The organism is Pseudomonas sp. W15Feb34 (assembly GCF_023127765.1).
Classification (GTDB): domain Bacteria; phylum Pseudomonadota; class Gammaproteobacteria; order Pseudomonadales; family Pseudomonadaceae; genus Aquipseudomonas; species Aquipseudomonas synxantha_A.
In genome coordinates this window covers 44,649-63,992 of the sequence record NZ_SPKN01000027.1, presented here as the reverse complement: position 1 = coordinate 63,992, position 19,344 = coordinate 44,649, and the positions used below count along the sequence as shown (strand labels likewise).

Sequence of the window (19,344 nt, the reverse complement as noted above, 5' to 3'; positions counted from 1 at the left end):
CAAGCTCGCTCGCCACAACAAGCGCACTCACCCTGGCAAGCTCGCTTGCCGGCGGCGATCACAGTTGGCCCAGTACCGGTGTGGTCACGCGCACATCGGCATTTTGCCCACGGTTGCGCAGCAGGTGGTCCATCAACACGATGGCCATCATGGCTTCGGCAATCGGTGTGGCGCGGATGCCGACGCACGGGTCATGACGGCCCTTGGTGATCACGTCCACCGGGTTGCCGTGTACATCGATCGAACGGCCCGGTGTGGTAATGCTTGAGGTCGCCTTGAGCGCCAGGTGCGCAACAATCGGTTGGCCGGAGGAAATACCGCCAAGGATGCCACCCGCATTGTTGCTGAGGAAACCTTCAGGCGTCAGCTCATCGCGATGTTCGGTTCCGCGCTGGGCAACACAGGCGAAGCCTGCGCCGATTTCCACGCCTTTGACCGCGTTGATGCTCATCAGCGCGTGGGCCAGTTCGGCGTCGAGGCGGTCGAAGATCGGCTCGCCCAGGCCCGGCTTGACGCCTTCGGCCACCACGGTGATCTTGGCACCGACGGAGTCCTGGTCGCGGCGCAACTGGTCCATATAGGCCTCCAGCTCCGGCACCTTGTCCGGGTCGGGACAGAAGAAGGCGTTGTCTTGCACGCTGTCCCAGTTCTTGAACGGGATCTCAATCGGACCCAACTGGCTCATGTAGCCACGGATGACGATGCCTTGGGTGGCCAGGTATTTCTTGGCGATGGCACCGGCGGCCACGCGCATGGCGGTTTCACGCGCCGAGCTGCGGCCCCCGCCGCGGTAGTCGCGCTCGCCGTATTTATGGTGGTAGGTGTAGTCGGCATGGGACGGACGGAACACATCCTTGATTGCCGAGTAGTCCTTGGACTTCTGGTCGGTGTTGCGAATCAACAAGCCAATGGCGCAGCCGGTGGTACGGCCCTCGAACACCCCGGAAAGGATTTCGACTTCGTCCGGCTCCTGGCGCTGGGTGGTGTGGCGGCTGGTGCCGGGCTTGCGGCGGTCGAGGTCACGCTGCAGGTCGTCCAGGGACAGCTCAAGGCCTGGTGGGCAGCCGTCGACAATGGCGACCAACGCCGGGCCATGGCTTTCGCCCGCGGTGGTGACAGTGAACAGCTTGCCGAAGGTATTGCCGGACATGCAGGGCGCTCCGTGAAATCAGTTGAATCAAGTCAACCGTAATAACTTAAGGCGGCCAGTATACGCAGGCTAACCGACTAGTTCATCCTCGAAACCTTACCGGTAGACATTGGTCCAACCGGCACCTCACTGATGATGGCGCGATGATGCTGCGAGTTCTGCTGTTCACCCTTACCCTGTTTACCGCCGCGGTCCAGGCCGCCTCCCCTGTGGTATTGCAACGCCCTATCAGCCTGGACACCGGCAGCGGCCAACTGTTTGGCTCATTATTGTTGCCGCAGTCCGACAAACCGGTGCCTGTGGTGCTGATCATCGCCGGCTCCGGCCCTACCGACCGCAATGGCAACAGCGCCGACGGCGCCCGCAATGACAGCCTCAAGCGCCTGGCCTGGGTGCTTGCCCGACATAACATCGCCAGCGTGCGCTACGACAAGCGCGGGGTCGCCGCCAGCCTGGCCGCCACGCCGGATGAGCGCAACCTCACCCTGGACGCCTATGTGTCCGATGCGGTGGCCTGGGGCAAGCTGCTCAAGGCCGACAAGCGCATGGGCCCGTTGATTGTGCTGGGCCATAGCGAAGGCGCGCTGGTAGCCGCCCTCGCCGCGCCGCAACTGGCGCCGGCCGGGGTGATTTCCCTATCGGGCAGCGCCCGCCCGGTAGACCAGGTGATTCGCCAGCAACTGGCCGATCACTTGCCCCCTGCCCTGTTGTTGCGCAGCAATGAAATCCTCGACCACCTCAAGGCCGGCCAAGTGGATGCCGACGTGCCGCGCCCACTCGAAGGCATCTTCCGACCAAGCGTGCAGCCTTATCTGATCAGCCTGTTCCGCGCCAACCCATCGGCCGCCTTCGCCAGGCTGAACATGCCGGCGTTGATCATCCAGGGCACCAACGATATTCAGGTCGGCGTAGCGGATGCCCAGCAGTTGAAACACGCCAAGCCCGACGCGCAGTTGACGGTTATCGAAGGCATGAACCACGTGATGCGCATCGTGCCCAACAACGTGAAGCAGCAACTGGCGTCCTACAATGACCCGAAACTGCCCCTGGCTGCGGAACTGGGCCAGCGTATCGTCGCGTTTATCGACGGACTTCAACCCCGTTAAGCGACAATTTGCCTCCAGTCCTGGGCAAACCGGCCGATAAGTCCAGAGTCGACAGTAAAAAGACTGTCGGCTTGCTGGGCTTGGACAGGATCGCGCCGCATGACAACCACCGAAGCAACACCCGAATCTACCGCCGACACCTCGACTGCAACCGCGGCCGTCGAGGCGGCGGCCCTGCCGTGGGCGGACGTCCACGCCGAACACTTCAAGATGCTGCGCCTGGCTCCGCTGACCACCGACCGTGCCACTGGCGCACGGCCGTTGCGCTTTGTGCAGTTCGGCTATGCCGAGCGCCACGACAAGCACCACAGCCTGTTGCGCATGGTTATTCAACTGCCCGGCCAGCGAGTACGCCGCGAGCAGAACCACCTGGATATCTGGGTGGACCACGATAAGCATCGCGTGCATTTCGGCCCAGGCAACAGCCTGGAAATCGAACCGGCCAACCGGGGGATCGGCCGTTTCCTGGTCGCTCAGGCCGCCGCCTGGGCGAAGAAGAAGTGGTCCCACTACCGCGTCGACGGTGTAGACCTGGCCAACAAGGACGCCCTCAACGAAGCCACGCGCCTGCGTCGTGATCACTTCCTGCGTATCCAGGGATTTGATGTGGCCTATGCCGACGTGCAGCACCTCAAAGGCAATGTGCAGCCGGGCAAGGTTGGCGACGTGCTGGACAGTTGGAACACCGAGAAGGTGCAGTTCGTGGAGATCCTCGAAGCCGCGCAGATGCTGCAACAGGCCGATCAGAACCTGGCGGAACAGGAAGTGAAGCTGCGCAAGGAAGAGGAAAAAGTCATCAAGTTCAAGCGCGAGGACAGCGGGCTGCGCTTTACCATCACGTGCCTGGTGGCGTTTACGGTGTTTCAGGCAGGGTTGTTGATCTGGATTGCCACGCACCGCTGATAGATTGAAATGCAATCAAAATGTGGGAGCCAGCTCCCACATTGACCGAGTTTCTGCAGTTATATCCGGGCAGCGAAAACGGCCTGGTGTTGGCGACACTGCTCAGCCGTCAGCATGAACACCCCATGCCCACCCCGCTTGAAGTCCAGCCAGGCAAAGTCGACTTCCGGATACAGCGCGTCAACATGCACCTGGCTGTTGCCCACTTCGACAATCAGCAAACCCTTCTCGGTCAGATGGTCCGCCGCTTCGGCCAGCATCCGGCGTACCAGGTTCAGGCCGTCGTCACCACAGGCCAGGCCCAGTTCCGGCTCGTGCTGGTATTCATCCGGCATGTCGGCAAAATCTTCGGCATCCACATACGGCGGGTTTGACACGATCAGGTCGAATCGCTGGCCGGGCAAGCCGTCAAAACCATCGCCCTGCACGGTATAGACCCGCTCATCGACGCCATGGCGCTCGATATTCTGGTTTGCCACTTCAAGGGCTTCGAAGGACAGGTCACCCAGTACCACTTCGGCCTCCTGGAACTCGTACGCACAGGCAATGCCGATGCAACCGGAGCCGGTGCACAGGTCGAGGATGCGCGCCGGCGGCTGCGCCAACCAGGGTTCGAAGCGGTTTTCGATCAGTTCGCCAATCGGTGAACGCGGGATCAACACGCGCTCATCGACAATAAACGACATGCCGCAGAACCACGCCTCTTTCAACAGGTAGGCGGTGGGCACACGCTCGTGAATACGGCGATGCAGTAAACGCTGCACATGGGAGATTTCCTCTTCTTCGAGGTTGCAATCCAGGTAGCTGTCAGCAATTTCCCACGGCAGGTGCAAGGCGCCGAGCACCAATTGCCGGGCTTCGTCCCAGGCATTGTCGGTGCCATGGCCAAAAAACAGGTCTTCCCCATGGAAACGGCTGACAGCCCAACGGATATGGTCGCGCAAAGTGCGCAGGCGGGAAGTGATCACGGGGCAAGCTCCTGGAAAAAACGACTGGCAATTCTAACAGCCTTCACCTGTACCGACGATGTACGAAAACACTGGCGCCGTACGTCGGATTTCATCCAATTGCCCCGCATTGTGTTAAACAAGCCCACCTCTTGACATGGCTGCACGCCAGCAACGGCGTACCTTACGATAGTAGCGATTCACAGAAGCGCTCAGCCAGTGGACAATGTCGCAAAAGCCCCACTCACAGGAGCCCCAGAATGTCCGTTCCAAAGACGATGTTTCAACTCAGCGGTCGCGGTTACGCAGCAGCCAACCTCAGTCATGCGACCCTCGTGATCATCGACGCCCAGAAGGAATACCTCAGCGGCCCGCTCGCCCTCTCGGGCATGGACGCATCTGTCGCTAATATCAAACAACTGGTCAGCGCCGCGCGCAATGCCGGGCGCCCGATTGTGCATGTACGCCACTTGGGTACCGTAGGCGGTCTGTTTGATCCACAGGGCGAGCGCGGCGAATTCATCCCGGGGCTTGAGCCAGAGGGTGACGAAACCATCATCGGCAAGCTGCTGCCGAGCGCCTTCCACGGCACCGGCCTGGAAAAACACTTGCAGGACCTTGGCTCCCTGGACCTGATCGTCTGCGGCTTCATGAGCCACTCCAGCGTCAGCACCACCGTGCGTGCGGCCAAGAACCTGGGCTTTCGCTGCACCCTGGTGGAAGACGCCTGCGCCACTCGCGACCTGCCCTACAAGGGCGGCATCCTGAGCGCCGAACATGTGCAGCACACCGAAATGGCGATCATGGCCGACAACTTCGCCACCCTCGCACTGACTAAAGATCTGATCTGATCATTCTGGCGTTGAGCGGCGTGTTTATTGCTCCGCTCATCCGCAAAGCCCTTTCATTTGGCGCATTTACCCCTCCCTCCGGAACAACCTGTGTATTGTCCGGTCGAAGGGCCGATACCCTGGAGGAAAGGTCGGAATGAAGATATCCGATGGTTTTGATGCTCGTCGCTTGCGCCCCAAGGGCCCGAGCAACTGGCGTCTGCGCCTGGTGGCAGGCATTGCCGCGTTGCTGGCGATCATAGGCTTGTTGTTGGCAGGCGCTGGTGGCGCCGGCCTGTTTGGGCATTCGCCGGCACTGGGCGAGTTGAATGCCAGCCCGGGCGGCTCGGCGATCCTGTTGGGGATCGGCCTGCTGGTGCTGTGGTTGGGCGTATGGTTATGGCGCCGCAGCCGTCGGCGGATGCGTCAGCCCTTGTCGTTGAATATCGCCTCGCACCTGATGAAAAAGCACGACTGATGGCGCTTGGATAGCGTTTGCTGCGCCCTGGCCGCCGCGATTTAGGTAAACTGCCCGCCCTTCGCGGAGGCTGACATGCAAGACGACGATTTTTCCCTGTTCAAAAACGAGCTGCGCGGCGTCAAGCCGATCAAGCACGACCGCGCCGACACCGGCAAACCCAAGACCGACCGGGCACAGATCGCCAAGCTGCGCCAGGCCGCGACCGTGCGCAGCGATGCCACTACCGTGGATGGCCTGTCGGATCAGTTCGTGATTGACGTCGGCCCCGAAGACGAGCTGATGTGGGCCCGCGACGGTGTGCAGGAAAGCCAGATGCGCAAGCTCAAGGCCGGCCAGGTCCCGTTCGAAGGCAGCCTCGACCTGCACGGCATGAACGTGGAAAAGGCCCGGGAAACCCTGTGGGCCTTCCTCGCCGAAGCGACTAAATTCGAAATCCGCTGCGTGCGCGTCACCCACGGCAAGGCTGTGCGGCTGGATGGCAAGCGGCCAATGATCAAGAGCCACGTCAACACCTGGCTGCGTCAACATGCCCAGGTGCTCGGCTTTACTTCCTGCCAGGCCCGCCACGGCGGTGCCGGTGCGGTGTATGTGATGCTCAAGCGCACCATGCTCGAAGGCCGCGACGAGTAAAGTGCCATCGTCAGGCTTGCAGCGATGTGCCCGCCACCGTAACCTTGCGCTTTGCGAAAATCCCACAGGTAGTTTCATGTCCCTGGAACAGAATTACACAGAGATTCTCGGCCAACTCGGCGAGGACGTCTCCCGCGAGGGTCTGCTCGACACGCCAAAGCGTGCCGCCAAGGCGATGCAGTACCTTTGCCGCGGTTATGAACAGACGCTCGAAGAAGTCACCAACGGTGCCTTGTTCAGCTCCGATAACAGCGAAATGGTGCTGGTCAAGGACATCGAGCTGTACTCGTTGTGCGAACACCATCTGCTGCCGTTTATCGGCAAGGCCCATGTGGCCTACATTCCAAGCGGCAAAGTGCTGGGCCTGTCGAAGGTTGCACGAATCGTCGACATGTATGCGCGCCGCCTGCAGATCCAGGAAAACCTCAGCCGCCAGATCGCTGATGCGGTGCTGCAAGTGACCGGCGCCCTGGGCGTGGCCGTGGTAATCGAAGCCAAGCACATGTGCATGATGATGCGCGGTGTGGAAAAACAGAATTCGTCGATGATCACCTCGGTGATGCTCGGTGAGTTCCGCGATAACGCGGCCACTCGCAGCGAATTTCTCAGCCTGATCAAGTAACGGGCTGGGTAGGAAAGAACCGGCGTTCATCGCCGGTTTTTTTTCGCCTGCAGAAATCAGGTAAGCTGCGCCCCCTCAGTTATGGGCAAGAGGTAACAGCCATGTTCGTCAAAGCACTTCGAGTGGGCCTCGGCCAGATCATCATCGCGGGCGATTTCCTGACCCGCCCACGCAAAAAGCAGCGCCCCGCCGAACAACAGGCGCGGGTGAACGACGCGGCCAAGGCGCTGACGCTGTACCAATTCCACGCCTGCCCGTTTTGCGTGAAGACCCGCCGCACCCTGCATCGCCTGAACGTGCCGGTAGCCCTGAAGGACGCAAAGAACAACGAGCAGGACCGCCAGACCCTGCTGGAACAAGGCGGCAAGATCAAGGTGCCGTGCCTGCGCATCGAAGAGAACGGCCAGACCACCTGGATGTACGACTCCAAGGTTATCATCGACTACCTGGACAAGCGCTTCGCTGCGGTCTGAAGCACGCTGCGGTCAATGTGGGAGCTGGCTTGCCAGCTCCCACATTTGCGGTGCGGTGTTCTTAAGTCAGTGTTGTCAGGTCCAGATCCAGCAGTGCCGAGCCCAGGCACTTGCCGTGGGCATCCAGCGCCAGCGAGCGGGTCACGCCGCCACGCAGGATGCCCGGCAACACGAAGTTCAGCGCCTGCACATTCGGCAATTCATAACGCCGAACCGGGGCCGCAAGCGGTTCGAGCAAATCCTTGAAAAATTCCGTGACGCGCTCGGCCGTCAGCTGTTCGCACAGCAATGGGTAGTCTTGCGCGCGATAGGCAATGATCGAGATGTTTGACGTGTCGCCCTTATCCCCTGTGCGGGAATGAGCCAGTCTGTGCAGTTTCATTCTTCAATCCTCGGTTTGACCGCTTCACGGGGCAACAGCAACGATGCCACCGCCACCACCTGACGCACGCTCTTGCTCGCCCCTCCGCCGCCGGCCGGGCCGTTGGTGTAGAGGGTCTCCACTTCATTGCCAACCCGCACGGCGTCGCTGCGCTCGTCACAACGGGCGGCAACCCGCAGGCGCACTTCCCAAGGCTCGACGCTGCTGCGCGGGCCGTGCAATGAATCCATGCCGATCAATTCGGCGCGCAGGTCCTGCATGTTTACGCCGATCAACGCCAGGCGCTTGAGCACCACGTCCCGCGCCAACTCGGCCCGTGCGACAGCACCGGGACCGCCGTAGGACATCTGCCCTTCACCGATCCAACCGTCCAGATAACCGACGCTGACCTTCAGTTGATCAGGCCGAGCACGCCCGCTCGCCCCCTCAGCGCGCACCCGGTCCACGCCCTCCTCGACAAACCCCACCCGGGAAAAGTCGGCCGTCACATCCGGGGTCAAATAGGCTGCTGGGTCGTGAACTTCATAGATCAGTTGTTCAGCGCAGGTCGCGCGACTGACCCGCCCACCGGAGCCTGCCACCTTGGTGATCACCGCATTGCCGTCGGCGTCGATCTCGGCCAGGGGAAAGCCCAGGCGCGCCAGATTCTCCACATCCTTGAAACCGGGATCAGCGAAGTAACCGCCACTGACCTGCCCCGCGCACTCCAGCAAATGCCCCACCAACGTGCCCCGGCCCAATCGTTGCCAATCATCGAAGGCCCAGCCGAACTCGAACATCTGCGGCGCCAGGAACAGCGAAGGGTCGGCCACGCGTCCGGTGATCACCACATCGGCGTCGGCGCGCAGCGCTTCAATAATGCCCTCCACACCCAAGTAGGCATTCGCGGAAATCAGCCGCTCGCCAAGGGAGCCAACAGACTGGCCGTTATCCAGCACCTGCTCGGCAGGCAAAGCGTGCAGTACATCATCCCCCACCACCGCTACAACCTTCAGACCCAGGCCCAGCTCGGCAGCAATGCGCCGCACTTCAATGGCCGCCGACACCGGGTTGGCCGCGCCCATGTTGGTGATCACCCGTAAGCGACGGCGACCGCCGGGCTGGCCCACGCAGGGCAATACTCGGCGCATGCGTTCACTCAGCAACGGGTCATAACCGCCCTGCGGGTCGCCGATGCGCGCCTGTTGTGCCAGGGCAATGGTGCGTTCGGCCAGGCATTCGAAGACCAGGTAATCCAGGTCGCCATGTTCGGCCAGTTCCACGGCAGGTTCGATACGGTCACCGGAATAGCCGGCGCCGGAGCCAATGCGCAAGGTGTTCATCTCAAATCACTCCCAGGAGCAACGCCGTCAGGGTCATCAACACCGAGGCGGCAAACAGAAAAGGAATCGTGAATCGCTGGTGATCGGCCAACTCGATCTTGCACAGGCCCACCAACAGGAAGGTCGCGGGCGTCAGCGGGCTGACCGGAAAACCGGTGGTGTGCACGCCCAGCAACGAGGCTTGGGCCACTTGCAGGGGGTCGACGCCCAGCGCCTTGCCGACTTCGGCGATCACCGGCATCACGCCGAAGTAGTAGGAGTCGGGGTCAAACAACATGCTCAGGGGCATCGACAGGAACCCCACGACCGCCGGGATCAACTTGCCGTGGCCCGCCGGAATCTGCGCCACCGCCACTTCGGCGATAGCCTTGAGCATGCCGGAGCCTTGCATGATGCCGGTGAACACCCCGGCGGCGAGCAGGATACTGGCCATGGTCAGGGCGGTTTTCGCATGGGCGTCGATGCGCGCACGCTGGGCGTCCACGTTGGGGTAGTTGATGCACAGCGCAACCACGGTGCCGAGCATGAACATCACCACCGGGTCGACCCAACCGGCAATCATCACCACCATCACCAGCACGGTCAGGATCAGGTTGACCCAGAACAACCGTGGGCGGCGCAGCTTGATATCGTCGTCGCTGAGCACCCGTTGCGGCACCGCCTCCACGCCGGAACCGGCGCCCAGGCCGAGGCGCTTTTCTTCACGATGGCCCAGCCACCAGGCGCACGCGAAGACGAAGATCAGCCCGACGATCTGCACCGGGATCAACGGCTGGAACAGATCGGCCACCGGCACATGCAGCGCCGCCGACGAACGCAGCACCGGGCCGGTCCAGGGCAGGAAGTTGACGCCTGCGGCCATCGCACACACGCAGGCGAGGATGCGTTTATCAATGCCCAGCCGCGTATACAGCGGCAGCATCGCCGGCACCGTCACCAGAAAGGTCACCGCGCCGGAGCCGTCCAGGTGCACCAGCAACGCCAGCGTCGCGGTGCCGACCACAATTCGTGTAGGACGCGTCCCTACCGTGCGCAGGATGCGATCAATGATGGGGTCGAGCATCCCGGCATCGGTCATGATCCCGAAAAACAGGATCGCGAACACAAACATGCCGACCACAGGGGCGACGTTCTTGATACCGGTGATGATAAAGGCACTGGTTTGCAGGCCGAACCCACCGACCAGCGCGGCGATGATCGGCAAGGCGATCAGGGCCACCAGTGGCGAGAGACGCTTGCTCATGACAGCGACAAGCAGGCTGAGAATGGTGATGACGCCCAGGGTTGCGAGCATGGATAACTCCAGGGTGGCCGTTTTGGGCCGGTTATTGTTTTCCCGGAGTATTGGAAGCGGGTTAGTCTTTGTAAATTGGAATATTCGGCCTAGCACGTTCGGAAAAACAAAATGAAGAACTCGATCCAGCACATCCAGGCCTTCCTCGCGGTGGCCCGCACCGGTAGTTTCACCAAGGCGGCCCACGAGCTGCACCTGTCGCCTTCGGCCCTGACCGTGCAAGTACAGCAATTGGAAGACTGGCTCGGCGTCGCCCTGCTCGACCGCAGCCCGCGCCATGTGAGCATCACGGCTGCCGGCCAGGATGCGCGCGGGCCCATGGAAAAACTGCTGCTGGACCTGGACAACATCGTCACCGGCTCACGCGACCTCGCAGCCTTGCGTCGCGGCGTGGTGACCATCGCCGCCCTGCCGTCAGTTTGCGCCGGCGCCCTGCCCCCGGCCTTGCGCCTGTTTCGCCAGCGCTTTGCCGGGATCGAGGTGCGCCTGCATGACCTGGTGGCCCATCGCATTCATGCCCAGGTCCGCAACGGCGAGGTGGATTTCGGCATCGGCGTACGGGCGCGCCTGAGCCATGGCCTGCAATTTCAGCCGGTGCTCAATGATCGCTTGTGCGCGTTTGTGCCGCTGGATCATGCGCTGACGCGCTATCGGTCACTGACCCTGGCGCAACTGGCCGACCAGCCAATTATCCTTACCGGACGTGACAGCAGCGTGCGCGAACAGGTCGACGCACTGTTCGACCAGACACGGCTGACGCTGAATGCGGGCATGGAGGCCAACTACATGTCGACGGTATTGGCGCTGGTGCGCCAGGGGTTGGGGATCAGCGTGCTGCCGGAATCGGCGGCGGACAGCCTGGAGGGATTGAAGCGAATCGACATCGATCATCCCGGCGTGAACCGGGAGATCGGCTTGATCACACGCAGCGCGATGGCATTGAGCCCGGCGGCGCAGCGCTGCTTTGAACTGCTCAACAGCACATTATCTACAAGCACATCGCTCTAAATGTGAACTCAATCCAGCATCGCCACGTGCTTGGGATGGCTGGCCACCCGCTGCAACCACGCCTGCACCGCCGGGTAAGGCGCCAAATCAAAGCCGCCTTCATGGGCTACATGGGTGTAGGCATACAGCGCGATATCAGCAATCGAATAGGTGTCGCCCACCAGGTACGGCGTGGCTTGCAACTGGCGCTCCATGACTCTCAATGCCTTGTAACCGCCCTTGTGGGTGGTCTTGTATTCCTCAAGACGGTCCTGCGGCATATTCAGGTAAAACTGGATAAACCGCGCCACCGCTATATACGGCTCATGGCTGTACTGCTCGAAAAACTGCCACTGCAATACCTGGGTGCGCAGGCGCGGTTCCGTGGGCAGGAACTCGCTGCCATCGGCGAGGAAATTGAGAATCGCATTGGACTCCCATAGGCAGGTGCCATCTTCCAGTTCCAGCACCGGGATCTTGCCGTTGGGGTTCTTCGCCAGGAACTCAGGGGTCTGGGTGTCGCCCTTGAGGATGTCGATATCGATCCACTGAAACGGGATCCCCAACAAGCTAAGCATCAATTTGATCTTGTAGCAGTTGCCCGACTTGTAATCGCCATAAACCTTGTACATGGGCTCCCCTTATGCCGCTTTGCGCATTCCGAGCGAATGCTTGCGCCCTCAAAGTGCGGGTATTGCGGCAATGTTTCAAGGCGGCGGGCGGAATAAATCTACCTGTCCCCCTGGGAGTCAGCCTTTCATCCACTTTCGCCCAGACATTCGAAAACATTATTTGCTTTATTTGTATACAAAAGCATAATTCGCTTCGTGCGAGTTCCTGACCTTTTGGTCAACAAACCCGCCAGTACCTCAAAGCGCTGTTGCCCACTCATGTGACCGGCGCTGGACATAACAATAAAACGATTGAGGAGTACTCGCTGTGGATAGCCGTAAAACCGAAGCCCCTACGCTGGACCTGGCCACGCCGCAAGGCGGTTGGCTGGAACGCCTGTTCAAACTGCGCTTGCATGGCACCACAGTGAAGACCGAGCTGATCGCCGGCCTCACCACCTTCATCACCATGGCCTACATCATCTTCGTCAATCCCAACATCATGGCCGACGCCGGTATTGATCACGGTGCGGCATTTGTCGCCACCTGCATCGCCGCAGCCCTGGGGTGCCTGTTGATGGGCCTGTACGCCAACTGGCCGGTGGGCCTGGCGCCGGGTATGGGCCTGAACGCGTTTTTCACTTACACCGTGGTCGGCACCATGGGCTACAACTGGGAAACCGCTCTCGGCGCGGTCTTTGTCTCGGGTGTGCTGTTCATGATTCTGACGCTGTCACGCATCCGAGAATGGCTGCTCAACAGTATTCCGGTCAGCCTGCGTCATGCCATGGGCGCAGGTGTGGGCCTGTTCCTCGGGGTGATCGGCCTGAAAACCGCCGGCATCATCGTCGACAGCCCGGCCACCCTGATCAAGCTCGGCTCCCTGCATGAACCCGCCCCGCTGCTGGCGGCGGTGTGCTTCCTGCTGATCGCCATCCTCAGTTATCACCGTGTATTCGGTGCAATTCTCATCAGCATCATCGCCGTGACCCTGGCCGGCTGGGGCCTGGGCCTGGTGCATTACAACGGCATTCTCTCCACCCCACCGAGCCTGGCACCGACCTGGATGGCGATGGACGTAATGGGTGTGTTCAATGTGAGCATGATCAGCGTGGTATTTGCCTTTCTTTTTGTACACATGTTCGACACTGCCGGTACACTGATGGGCGTTGCCCAACGGGCCGGGCTGGTCAAGGCCGACGGCAAGATCGACAACCTGTCCCGCGCATTGAAGGCCGACAGTGCTTCCAGTGTGTTCGGCGCCATGGTTGGCGTGCCGCCAGTGACCAGCTACGTGGAAAGCGCCGCAGGTGTGGCAGCCGGTGGCCGCACCGGGTTGACCGCTGTAACGGTGGGTGTGCTGTTCGTGGCGGCGATGTTCTTCGCACCGCTGGCCGGCATGATTCCCGCCTACGCCACCGCTGGCGCGCTGATCTACGTAGCGATGCTGATGATGGCGAGCATGGCCCATATCAATTGGGATGAAGCTACCGACAGCATTCCGGCGATCGTCACTGCCATCATGATGCCGCTGACGTTCTCGGTCGCCGACGGGATCGCTCTGGGCTTTATCACCTATGTAGCGCTGAAGACCGGCACCGGCAAGTACCGCGAGATTTCTGTCAGCCTGTGGGTGTTGTGCGCGATTTTCATTGCGAAATTCATATTTTTATAAAAGGAGCAAATGATGAACCTGGATACCTGGCTGCTGTTCAGTGGGGCCGCATTGATCGTGATCCTGATTCCAGGGCCATTGTCGCTGCTGATGATCAGCAACAGTCTCAACTACGGCCTGCGCCGCTCGTACCCGGCGTTTTTGGGCGGAGTGTTTGCGTCGATCTGCCTGTTGAGTGCTTCGGCCTTGGGTCTGGGGGCCTTGTTGCTGGCCTCGGAACAGCTGTTCAGTGCCTTGAAAATTGTCGGCGCGCTGTACCTGTTCTACCTGGCCTGGCAGAGCTGGCAGCAATCGCGTCTGCCGAGCGAAGGCGCCGAAGTTCCACAAACGCCGTCTGTACCGCGCTTTCGTGCGTTGTTTGGGCGAGCCTTTGTGTTGGGCGCCAGCAACCCCAAGGACATCCTGTTTTTCGCAGCCTTCCTGCCGCAGTTTCTCAGCAGCCAGCAACCGTTCCTGCCGCAATTGCTGATCATGATCGCCACCTGGACGGTGCTCGACCTGCTGTGCAAGCTGGCCTACGGTCTGGGTGCCCATGGCGCAGCGCGTTACTTGCGCAGCGGTTCGGGCCAGAGCTGGTTCAACCGCATCAGCGCGGCACTGTTCGGCGGCGCCGGTGCGATGGCACTCATCAATGCTAAGGGGTCAATTTGACGAAATAAACAGTTGGATCGAGACGCCCCTTTGTGGGCCATTGGATGCCGGCCACAATCCGCACCAAGCGCTGTTCCTGCATCGCATTGTCAACTGCCCTTAATAAAAGAGAGTCGGGGTGTGAGTTGATGGCTATCCGAACCCAACGGTTCGAAAGCTTCCCTCTCACGGTCATTCGCCCCAGTTCAAGCCATTGGTAGGCCACGTAGTAAATGGTGTTCGAACGGGGATGAGTAACGACTGATTCAATACTGGGTTCTCCGAAACGCATCCCTGGGCGCCGCACAGACAGGTCCTCGACGCGGTAACCCTGCTGCTCCAGCACGGTCCTGACGGCGGCGCGCTCCGCTTCAAGCCTCTGCGTCCTGACCGGGACGACACCATATTGCAGGCTCGGGTCTAACGGATGAGGCGGCGTGAAATCAACGCGCGTGAAGCCGGGTGCCTTGCCTTCGAAACCGACGTATAGATATTGCTTGCGCCGTTCATTAGTCCGCAACATCCGTAGTAAATCGTCCGTTTGGCCGCTCCTCGCAGGGAGCGGGGGTAGCCATTCGTCCAGCGTCGCGCGGATGCCGAGCAAATGGCTTGCCGTGGCAGAGTGGGAAGGATCTGCCAATTCAATCATTCTCATGACGGTAAACTTTCGAGCTTCATTCGTCATGGAGGGAAAGGCCCTGCCCACAGAGTGCTCCAACGAACTGTCGAACAGCGCCGAATGATGTTGCCATTCACCTGTAGGCAGGCGTGATACGGGAATGGGCTGGTTGCGAATATCAGTGCTGGTCCAGCGCATGATATCGGCTCGCGCGGATGGCCCCGGTGGCTCATTTCGGGTGATAAACACCAGGTCAGTCAACGATGCATGGTCGCCCTGCGGGAGCATCCGGTAAAAACCGCTGTTCGGATCCTGGAAGTCGGTATAAGGAGGAGCCACGCGCAAAAACCTGGCATTGAGCGAAGAACCTCTGGGAGCCGAGCCAACCTCAAACACTCCAGGCGCAGGGAAGCCCACAATGTCACGGGGGTGAACTTGAGCACGCCAACTCAACCACTGGGTGTCCGTTGTACGTGACTGGACAATCCGGTTCTCAGTCGCCATGCGCTCACGAGGGGGTTGCCAATCCGACGAGGGCGCCCGGGGAGCGCGCCATGGGTCATGCACCCCGGAGCTGGGCCCAGGTTGAGGATTATCGGCCTCCAGCAACCACTCCTTGGGCTGATGGATATTCAGGACCAACTCATCCTCACCGCTTTTCAGCATGTTTCTCAGCCGAAACGCAGACTCGCTATCACGTTGGTAAACGGGATAATGGTGAGTGTCATCCGTTACAAATTGCTGACCGTCTTTCACATAAACGCCCTCCCTGCCACGCCCTTTGAGCGCCACAGCATCCGGAGGCACGCCCTTGACTTTGAAACGGTCCAAGGGTTTTAACGCGGCCGCAGAAGGCGCAGCCTGACGCAGCACTCGGCCACGGCTGAAATGCGAACGATGTATCCGATTCAACACTGCCCCCAGCGGGCGCCGCACGATACCCGCCGCTACGCCTCTGACCTTGGGGCCGGGGGTAAAGGTCTGCCACAAATCGAACACCAGATACTGGGTCATAAACACAATATCCACGACATCATTGGGGTCTGCGAAACGGTGAAAACGTCGTGCCACAATCAGCAATTCATAAAAGGAGTTAGCCAGCGCAAATAACGGAAAGAAAAACGATATGAGCGCTCGCAGGCTGCTATCAGTCTGCTCCGCAAGGCGGCGGACACGATACTCATCCAGCACCTTGCCGGAATTACTCGCAGCTTGAGTGCGGCGTTGCAAATCCAGCACATTGGCGTAATACAGCAATGCCCTGGGTTCACTGTGGGATATGGGAACGATCGCCAGCCAGTTTGACGGGTTACTGGCAATTTGCTCGCGGATCAGTTTTTCGATCTCATCGAGCACTGGCGTCGGTTGCAGATGTGTAATGCTGAAGGAGCGAATAAAACCAGGGAGCCTCCACTTACCTTCGAAATAATAAGCATCCGGCATGACAGAAAGCCATCCAGGCTCTCCTGCTTCATCGGCGTCATGAATGATTGCGTCAAATGCCCAACCGGGCGCTACCTGCCGCGCCAGTAACTTTACAAGGTCAGCCGAAGCGGCAACGCGACTGAGTTCTACCCCCGCCATCGCCACGCTGATGTACTCGGTGATGATCAAGGCGTGCGGCGCAGCAGGCCAGTAAACTACGCAGCGCCCGCTGCCCTGATCCTGCATGACCACGATCCCTGAGATATAGCGATCATGCTGCATCGTGTGCGCCGCCAGATGAACGACGGACAACTTCAAATCATACCCGTTTTTCAGCAGGTCCTCAGGCGTTCGCGCCGCCATCGCCGTGCTGAACAGGCTCTGTGCAAAGGTGCTTAGCCCTTGTTGAACCGCCGAAAAAAGCTGCATGTGCGCGCATTCATCCAGCGTGCGATTGATCAGCGCAGGAATGCGACCCGCATCCGAACTCGGTTTGGCTTTAACCGTGGGGTAGAAGGTATGGTTGATCTGCGTGTCGTAGTTTCCGCCGATATCCAGCGAAGAGACTGTCTTGATCAAATAGTCCTTGTTCAGCCGTTGCTTCCACTGCGGTTGCAGATAGCGTGCTCGATTCAATCGCCAAGGCACCCAGGGTGCTTGCGGATCAAGATTATGCAATGCCAGCTGTAACATGCTGAAGGTTGTGGTTTGAGTACTTGGGGTCAGGACCTGCCCGCGATCACCCGGCGTGCAGTGGCTTTGATTACCGCAGAAGCTGCCTCTGACATCGTCCGGCATCGTGATCAGGGGCTTGTCGATGTCCAGCTCCGGGTAGAAACCATCCTCGGTTAAGCGGGCGATCAACTTGCGGCGGGCGAACGTTTCCAAGTCACTCAGAGCGCGTTCAAGCAGGCTTTCAGAGGCAAAGGCGCTGCTCAGGTACCGGCGCTGCAAGCGTTTGAAGTGTTTAAGCTGGGCAGGTGTTGCGCCCGCTAACCACTGTGGCAATTTTTTTGCCTCAAGCGCAGCCTTGCGCAGAAGATCAATGTTGGCCTGAGCCTGGTTCAAGGCGGGACTGTCGGGAATCTTCAAGTGCGCGTCCAGCTCAGCCAATAGCAACAAACGGCTCAGCTCGGCATCTTTTACCTCATTGAACAGACCGGCAGTACCCTCAATGCGCTTGTTCAAGCGAAAGTAGTAGGCCATCAAGTGTTTGAAAGAAACCGTCGCAGGGTTCCCCTCAATGGGTTCATAGCGCACCGTCAGGGTTTCACGCCGGGCATGGTCACGTAAGTCGTGACGCTTATCGTGCTCTATACAGCCCCACAGGACCGAATCATCACTGCTCCCGAGGCTGGCTTTCAGACCGCGAGTCAAAGCGTCCAGGCCGGAAAAAGCCTTCAGCCCGCCATATTGCCCGAATGCATACAGCGCGACCGGAACCCCACGGGACGGGTGCTTCATCGCCGTCGCCCGAGCCACTACCCAAACGTTATGAAGCGGGTAGAAGGCAGCCTGCACGCTGCCCACAGAGACCGAAAACACCTGGGCTTTACCGCCCACGTATTTGGATGTCGACAGCCGCTCCACGACCTCCATCACCAAGTCCTGATGTGCAGTGGGTATCAGCTTGAGCCGGTGTTGCAACTGAACCTCACAGCGCAGGGCCTCGACATGGGCACGCAGGAACAAGGCATAACGTTTGTGCGCACCGGTTGGGCGCTCAATCCAAAAAGGCATATCGTAGAGCCGCTGCTGTGCACCGTTAATCAGCGAATTCAACGCTTCTTTATGCGCTTTGAGTTGGCTCTCAAGCACCACAAATTCCTCAAGCGCTGCAGTCTCGACGCTCAGGTCATCGGCGTTGAATAGTGCGAGCAGACCTTTTTCGTAGCGTTTGACCTGCTGTTCTGCGGTGAGCAGGGCCAGGCCGGGCGCGGTGCTGGCAAAGATAATTTCTGCGCGTCGTCGCTGCTCGTCCCACTTGAGCAATTGATAGAGGAGGGTCCCGAGCCGGACTTTACCGACCAGTTGCTTCCTTGCACGCTCGATAAAACGCAGAAAAGGCACAGCGGTCAGCGGTTGAGGTCGCGGCTTTTTTGGAGAAAACACGTGTGCGTGATTGATCGCCAGCGCACAGGCCAGCTCGTTTTCCCATTGACCTTCCAGCAACGCTTGCGCGCTCATCGCCAGCACATCACCGGAGATTGTCGAACCGCGATCCACGCTTAACGCGGGGGTCAGGTCCGTAGGCCGACACAACTCATGTCGGCGCCCTAACGGCAGGCATTGCCAGAGTTCGTCGAACAGTGACTCACTGGCCAACTTTACCAAACCGCATTGCAGGTCTAAGAAGGACGGGTACTCGTAGAAATTGCGCACCACACCCGGCAGGTAAATCACATGCGGTGCACCATCAGGATCGCCTTCACGGTAGATATGCAATGCACCGGGAATTGCAACCGCAGGCGTACCCGGCCACATCAACGAACTCGCTCGCACAGTGGCCCAATCGCCCCCTGCTCGCTGGCGCGCCCCAGCACTGGGTGCGTCGATCAGGGCCTGAAGCAGAGCCATCCCGGCACTCGACAGCTCGTCCAATTGCTGCGCCATAAAAGCCCGGTCAGCGAAGAGTTCGGCGTGCAGCTCTGCCCAATACCCCCTGCGTGTTTGCGAGGAACCGGGCTGCAGCGCGTCCCAATAAGGCGTGGCCGACCAGGCAATTCTGTCTTGCAGCTTCATGGCGATAACTCGCTGCAGCACTTGCAACGGCGTATAAGGCAACTGGCGAGTCGGGTCACCCTTGACGCTCAGGGCAGTGAACTGATTCAGGTTGATCGGCACTGCGGGCAAGGCCAGTGACAGCAGCGCCCGATCAGTCAGGCTGTCGACTTTCTGGGGTTCTGCTGGTGGTTTGGGCACGGTGAACAGCAGGCTGTCCGGGTCTATTTCAAACTCTTTGCGTAGCTCGTCGCGGATCACCCACAAAACTTTTGGCGCGCGCGCTATCAGCCTTCCAAGCACCTTTATTACCTCGACGCAGCGCAGTTCGGCAAAAGCAATCTGATTGATCAGGCGGCTTGGATGGGCGTGAGCGTTGATTCGCCGGGTCAGCTGACTGCGCATACCCTGAAGCGTTGCTTGAGCAGCGATCTCCGGATCTTCTGGGTCGGGGATGTGGTTGAGTGAGGCCATGATGTTTTCTTGATTGAGGAAAACACCGAGCCTAGGCAACGCACAGGCACTTAAGGCTTTAG

17 protein-coding genes are annotated in these 19,344 nt (G+C 59.9%); 10 read left to right on the top strand and 7 right to left on the bottom strand.

What is annotated here, in order from left to right; all coding sequences use genetic code 11:
- Positions 1 to 58 precede the first annotated feature (58 nt).
- Positions 59 to 1,150, bottom strand: a complete 1,092-nt coding sequence (aroC, locus tag E4O97_RS13145; RefSeq protein ID WP_032880139.1) for a chorismate synthase — start codon at positions 1,148 to 1,150, stop codon at positions 59 to 61.
- A gap of 143 nt (positions 1,151 to 1,293) precedes the next feature.
- Here aroC and E4O97_RS13140 point away from each other — a divergent pair, with 143 nt between their 5' ends.
- Both E4O97_RS13140 and E4O97_RS13135 read left to right on the top strand, forming a co-directional pair.
- Positions 1,294 to 2,256 carry an alpha/beta fold hydrolase gene (locus E4O97_RS13140; RefSeq protein WP_248131254.1) on the top strand — a complete coding sequence of 321 codons (963 nt, stop codon included), beginning with the start codon at positions 1,294 to 1,296 and terminating at the stop codon, positions 2,254 to 2,256.
- 99 nt (positions 2,257 to 2,355) lie between these two features.
- Entirely contained in the window at positions 2,356 to 3,159 is an 804-nt protein-coding gene (locus tag E4O97_RS13135; RefSeq protein WP_005789918.1) for a hypothetical protein, read from the top strand.
- Between the two features lie 59 nt (positions 3,160 to 3,218).
- Here E4O97_RS13135 and prmB read toward each other — a convergent pair whose 3' ends face one another.
- A complete protein-coding gene (prmB, locus tag E4O97_RS13130; RefSeq protein ID WP_005789919.1) occupies positions 3,219 to 4,127 on the bottom strand; it encodes a 50S ribosomal protein L3 N(5)-glutamine methyltransferase in 909 nt (302 codons plus the stop codon).
- A 239-nt stretch (positions 4,128 to 4,366) separates the two neighbouring features.
- Here prmB and E4O97_RS13125 point away from each other — a divergent pair, with 239 nt between their 5' ends.
- The 5 genes from E4O97_RS13125 (at position 4,367) to E4O97_RS13105 (ending at position 7,142) form a co-directional block, all read left to right on the top strand.
- Complete coding sequence (locus E4O97_RS13125; RefSeq protein WP_248161470.1) at positions 4,367 to 4,957, top strand: cysteine hydrolase family protein; 591 nt, start codon at positions 4,367 to 4,369, stop codon at positions 4,955 to 4,957.
- Between the two features lie 136 nt (positions 4,958 to 5,093).
- Positions 5,094 to 5,414 carry a hypothetical protein gene (locus tag E4O97_RS13120; RefSeq protein WP_005789923.1) on the top strand — a complete coding sequence of 107 codons (321 nt, stop codon included), beginning with the start codon at positions 5,094 to 5,096 and terminating at the stop codon, positions 5,412 to 5,414.
- A gap of 75 nt (positions 5,415 to 5,489) precedes the next feature.
- Positions 5,490 to 6,047 carry a Smr/MutS family protein gene (locus E4O97_RS13115; protein WP_005789925.1) on the top strand — a complete coding sequence of 186 codons (558 nt, stop codon included), beginning with the start codon at positions 5,490 to 5,492 and terminating at the stop codon, positions 6,045 to 6,047.
- A gap of 76 nt (positions 6,048 to 6,123) precedes the next feature.
- Complete coding sequence (folE, locus tag E4O97_RS13110) at positions 6,124 to 6,669, top strand: GTP cyclohydrolase I FolE (protein WP_005789928.1); 546 nt, start codon at positions 6,124 to 6,126, stop codon at positions 6,667 to 6,669.
- A 101-nt stretch (positions 6,670 to 6,770) separates the two neighbouring features.
- Positions 6,771 to 7,142, top strand: a complete 372-nt coding sequence (locus tag E4O97_RS13105) for a glutathione S-transferase N-terminal domain-containing protein (RefSeq protein ID WP_078821935.1) — start codon at positions 6,771 to 6,773, stop codon at positions 7,140 to 7,142.
- Between the two features lie 61 nt (positions 7,143 to 7,203).
- On the opposite strand, the gene E4O97_RS13100 is transcribed toward E4O97_RS13105, so the two are convergent.
- From E4O97_RS13100 to E4O97_RS13090, 3 genes are read right to left on the bottom strand one after another with little or no spacing between them, the layout of a single operon-like run.
- Positions 7,204 to 7,524: a hypothetical protein gene (locus tag E4O97_RS13100; protein WP_078821936.1), complete on the bottom strand. Its 321-nt coding sequence runs from the start codon at positions 7,522 to 7,524 to the stop codon at positions 7,204 to 7,206.
- Positions 7,521 to 8,846: an acyclic terpene utilization AtuA family protein gene (locus tag E4O97_RS13095; protein ID WP_248161469.1), complete on the bottom strand. Its 1,326-nt coding sequence runs from the start codon at positions 8,844 to 8,846 to the stop codon at positions 7,521 to 7,523. The genes E4O97_RS13100 and E4O97_RS13095 overlap by 4 nt, the downstream gene beginning before the upstream one ends.
- Position 8,847: 1 nt before the next feature.
- The gene (locus E4O97_RS13090) at positions 8,848 to 10,140 is read right to left on the bottom strand and encodes a citrate:proton symporter (RefSeq protein WP_032880128.1); all 1,293 of its coding nucleotides are present in this window, start codon (positions 10,138 to 10,140) and stop codon (positions 8,848 to 8,850) included.
- Between the two features lie 111 nt (positions 10,141 to 10,251).
- On the opposite strand from E4O97_RS13090, the gene E4O97_RS13085 reads away from it, so the two are divergent.
- Positions 10,252 to 11,148 carry a LysR family transcriptional regulator gene (locus E4O97_RS13085; RefSeq protein WP_032880126.1) on the top strand — a complete coding sequence of 299 codons (897 nt, stop codon included), beginning with the start codon at positions 10,252 to 10,254 and terminating at the stop codon, positions 11,146 to 11,148.
- A gap of 8 nt (positions 11,149 to 11,156) precedes the next feature.
- Here the strand turns inward: E4O97_RS13085 and E4O97_RS13080 are convergent, their stop codons facing one another.
- Positions 11,157 to 11,759, bottom strand: coding sequence for a glutathione S-transferase family protein (locus E4O97_RS13080; protein WP_032880125.1), 603 nt, complete (start codon positions 11,757 to 11,759; stop codon positions 11,157 to 11,159).
- A 307-nt stretch (positions 11,760 to 12,066) separates the two neighbouring features.
- Here E4O97_RS13080 and E4O97_RS13075 point away from each other — a divergent pair, with 307 nt between their 5' ends.
- Both E4O97_RS13075 and E4O97_RS13070 read left to right on the top strand, forming a co-directional pair.
- The gene (locus tag E4O97_RS13075; protein WP_248161468.1) at positions 12,067 to 13,413 is read left to right on the top strand and encodes an NCS2 family permease; all 1,347 of its coding nucleotides are present in this window, start codon (positions 12,067 to 12,069) and stop codon (positions 13,411 to 13,413) included.
- Positions 13,414 to 13,425: 12 nt separating this feature from the next.
- Complete coding sequence (locus tag E4O97_RS13070) at positions 13,426 to 14,064, top strand: LysE family translocator (RefSeq protein ID WP_032880122.1); 639 nt, start codon at positions 13,426 to 13,428, stop codon at positions 14,062 to 14,064.
- Here E4O97_RS13070 and E4O97_RS13065 read toward each other — a convergent pair.
- Positions 14,048 to 19,282 carry a DUF6543 domain-containing protein gene (locus E4O97_RS13065; RefSeq protein WP_248161467.1) on the bottom strand — a complete coding sequence of 1,745 codons (5,235 nt, stop codon included), beginning with the start codon at positions 19,280 to 19,282 and terminating at the stop codon, positions 14,048 to 14,050. The two genes, E4O97_RS13070 and E4O97_RS13065, sit on opposite strands and share 17 nt — an antisense overlap.
- Positions 19,283 to 19,344: the final 62 nt, after the last annotated feature.

What these genes read in the sequence shown, in the direction of transcription:
- aroC (WP_032880139.1), bottom strand. Translation starts at nt 1,150, where the DNA reads ATGTCCGGCAATACCTTCGGCAAGCTGTTCACTGTCACCACCGCGGGC.
- E4O97_RS13140 (WP_248131254.1), top strand. Translation starts at nt 1,294, where the DNA reads ATGATGCTGCGAGTTCTGCTGTTCACCCTTACCCTGTTTACCGCCGCG.
- E4O97_RS13135 (WP_005789918.1), top strand. Translation starts at nt 2,356, where the DNA reads ATGACAACCACCGAAGCAACACCCGAATCTACCGCCGACACCTCGACT.
- E4O97_RS13125 (WP_248161470.1), top strand. Translation starts at nt 4,367, where the DNA reads ATGTCCGTTCCAAAGACGATGTTTCAACTCAGCGGTCGCGGTTACGCA.
- E4O97_RS13120 (WP_005789923.1), top strand. Translation starts at nt 5,094, where the DNA reads ATGAAGATATCCGATGGTTTTGATGCTCGTCGCTTGCGCCCCAAGGGC.
- E4O97_RS13115 (WP_005789925.1), top strand. Translation starts at nt 5,490, where the DNA reads ATGCAAGACGACGATTTTTCCCTGTTCAAAAACGAGCTGCGCGGCGTC.
- folE (WP_005789928.1), top strand. Translation starts at nt 6,124, where the DNA reads ATGTCCCTGGAACAGAATTACACAGAGATTCTCGGCCAACTCGGCGAG.
- E4O97_RS13105 (WP_078821935.1), top strand. Translation starts at nt 6,771, where the DNA reads ATGTTCGTCAAAGCACTTCGAGTGGGCCTCGGCCAGATCATCATCGCG.
- E4O97_RS13100 (WP_078821936.1), bottom strand. Translation starts at nt 7,524, where the DNA reads ATGAAACTGCACAGACTGGCTCATTCCCGCACAGGGGATAAGGGCGAC.
- E4O97_RS13095 (WP_248161469.1), bottom strand. Translation starts at nt 8,846, where the DNA reads ATGAACACCTTGCGCATTGGCTCCGGCGCCGGCTATTCCGGTGACCGT.
- E4O97_RS13090 (WP_032880128.1), bottom strand. Translation starts at nt 10,140, where the DNA reads ATGCTCGCAACCCTGGGCGTCATCACCATTCTCAGCCTGCTTGTCGCT.
- E4O97_RS13085 (WP_032880126.1), top strand. Translation starts at nt 10,252, where the DNA reads ATGAAGAACTCGATCCAGCACATCCAGGCCTTCCTCGCGGTGGCCCGC.
- E4O97_RS13080 (WP_032880125.1), bottom strand. Translation starts at nt 11,759, where the DNA reads ATGTACAAGGTTTATGGCGATTACAAGTCGGGCAACTGCTACAAGATC.
- E4O97_RS13070 (WP_032880122.1), top strand. Translation starts at nt 13,426, where the DNA reads ATGAACCTGGATACCTGGCTGCTGTTCAGTGGGGCCGCATTGATCGTG.
- E4O97_RS13065 (WP_248161467.1), bottom strand. Translation starts at nt 19,282, where the DNA reads ATGGCCTCACTCAACCACATCCCCGACCCAGAAGATCCGGAGATCGCT.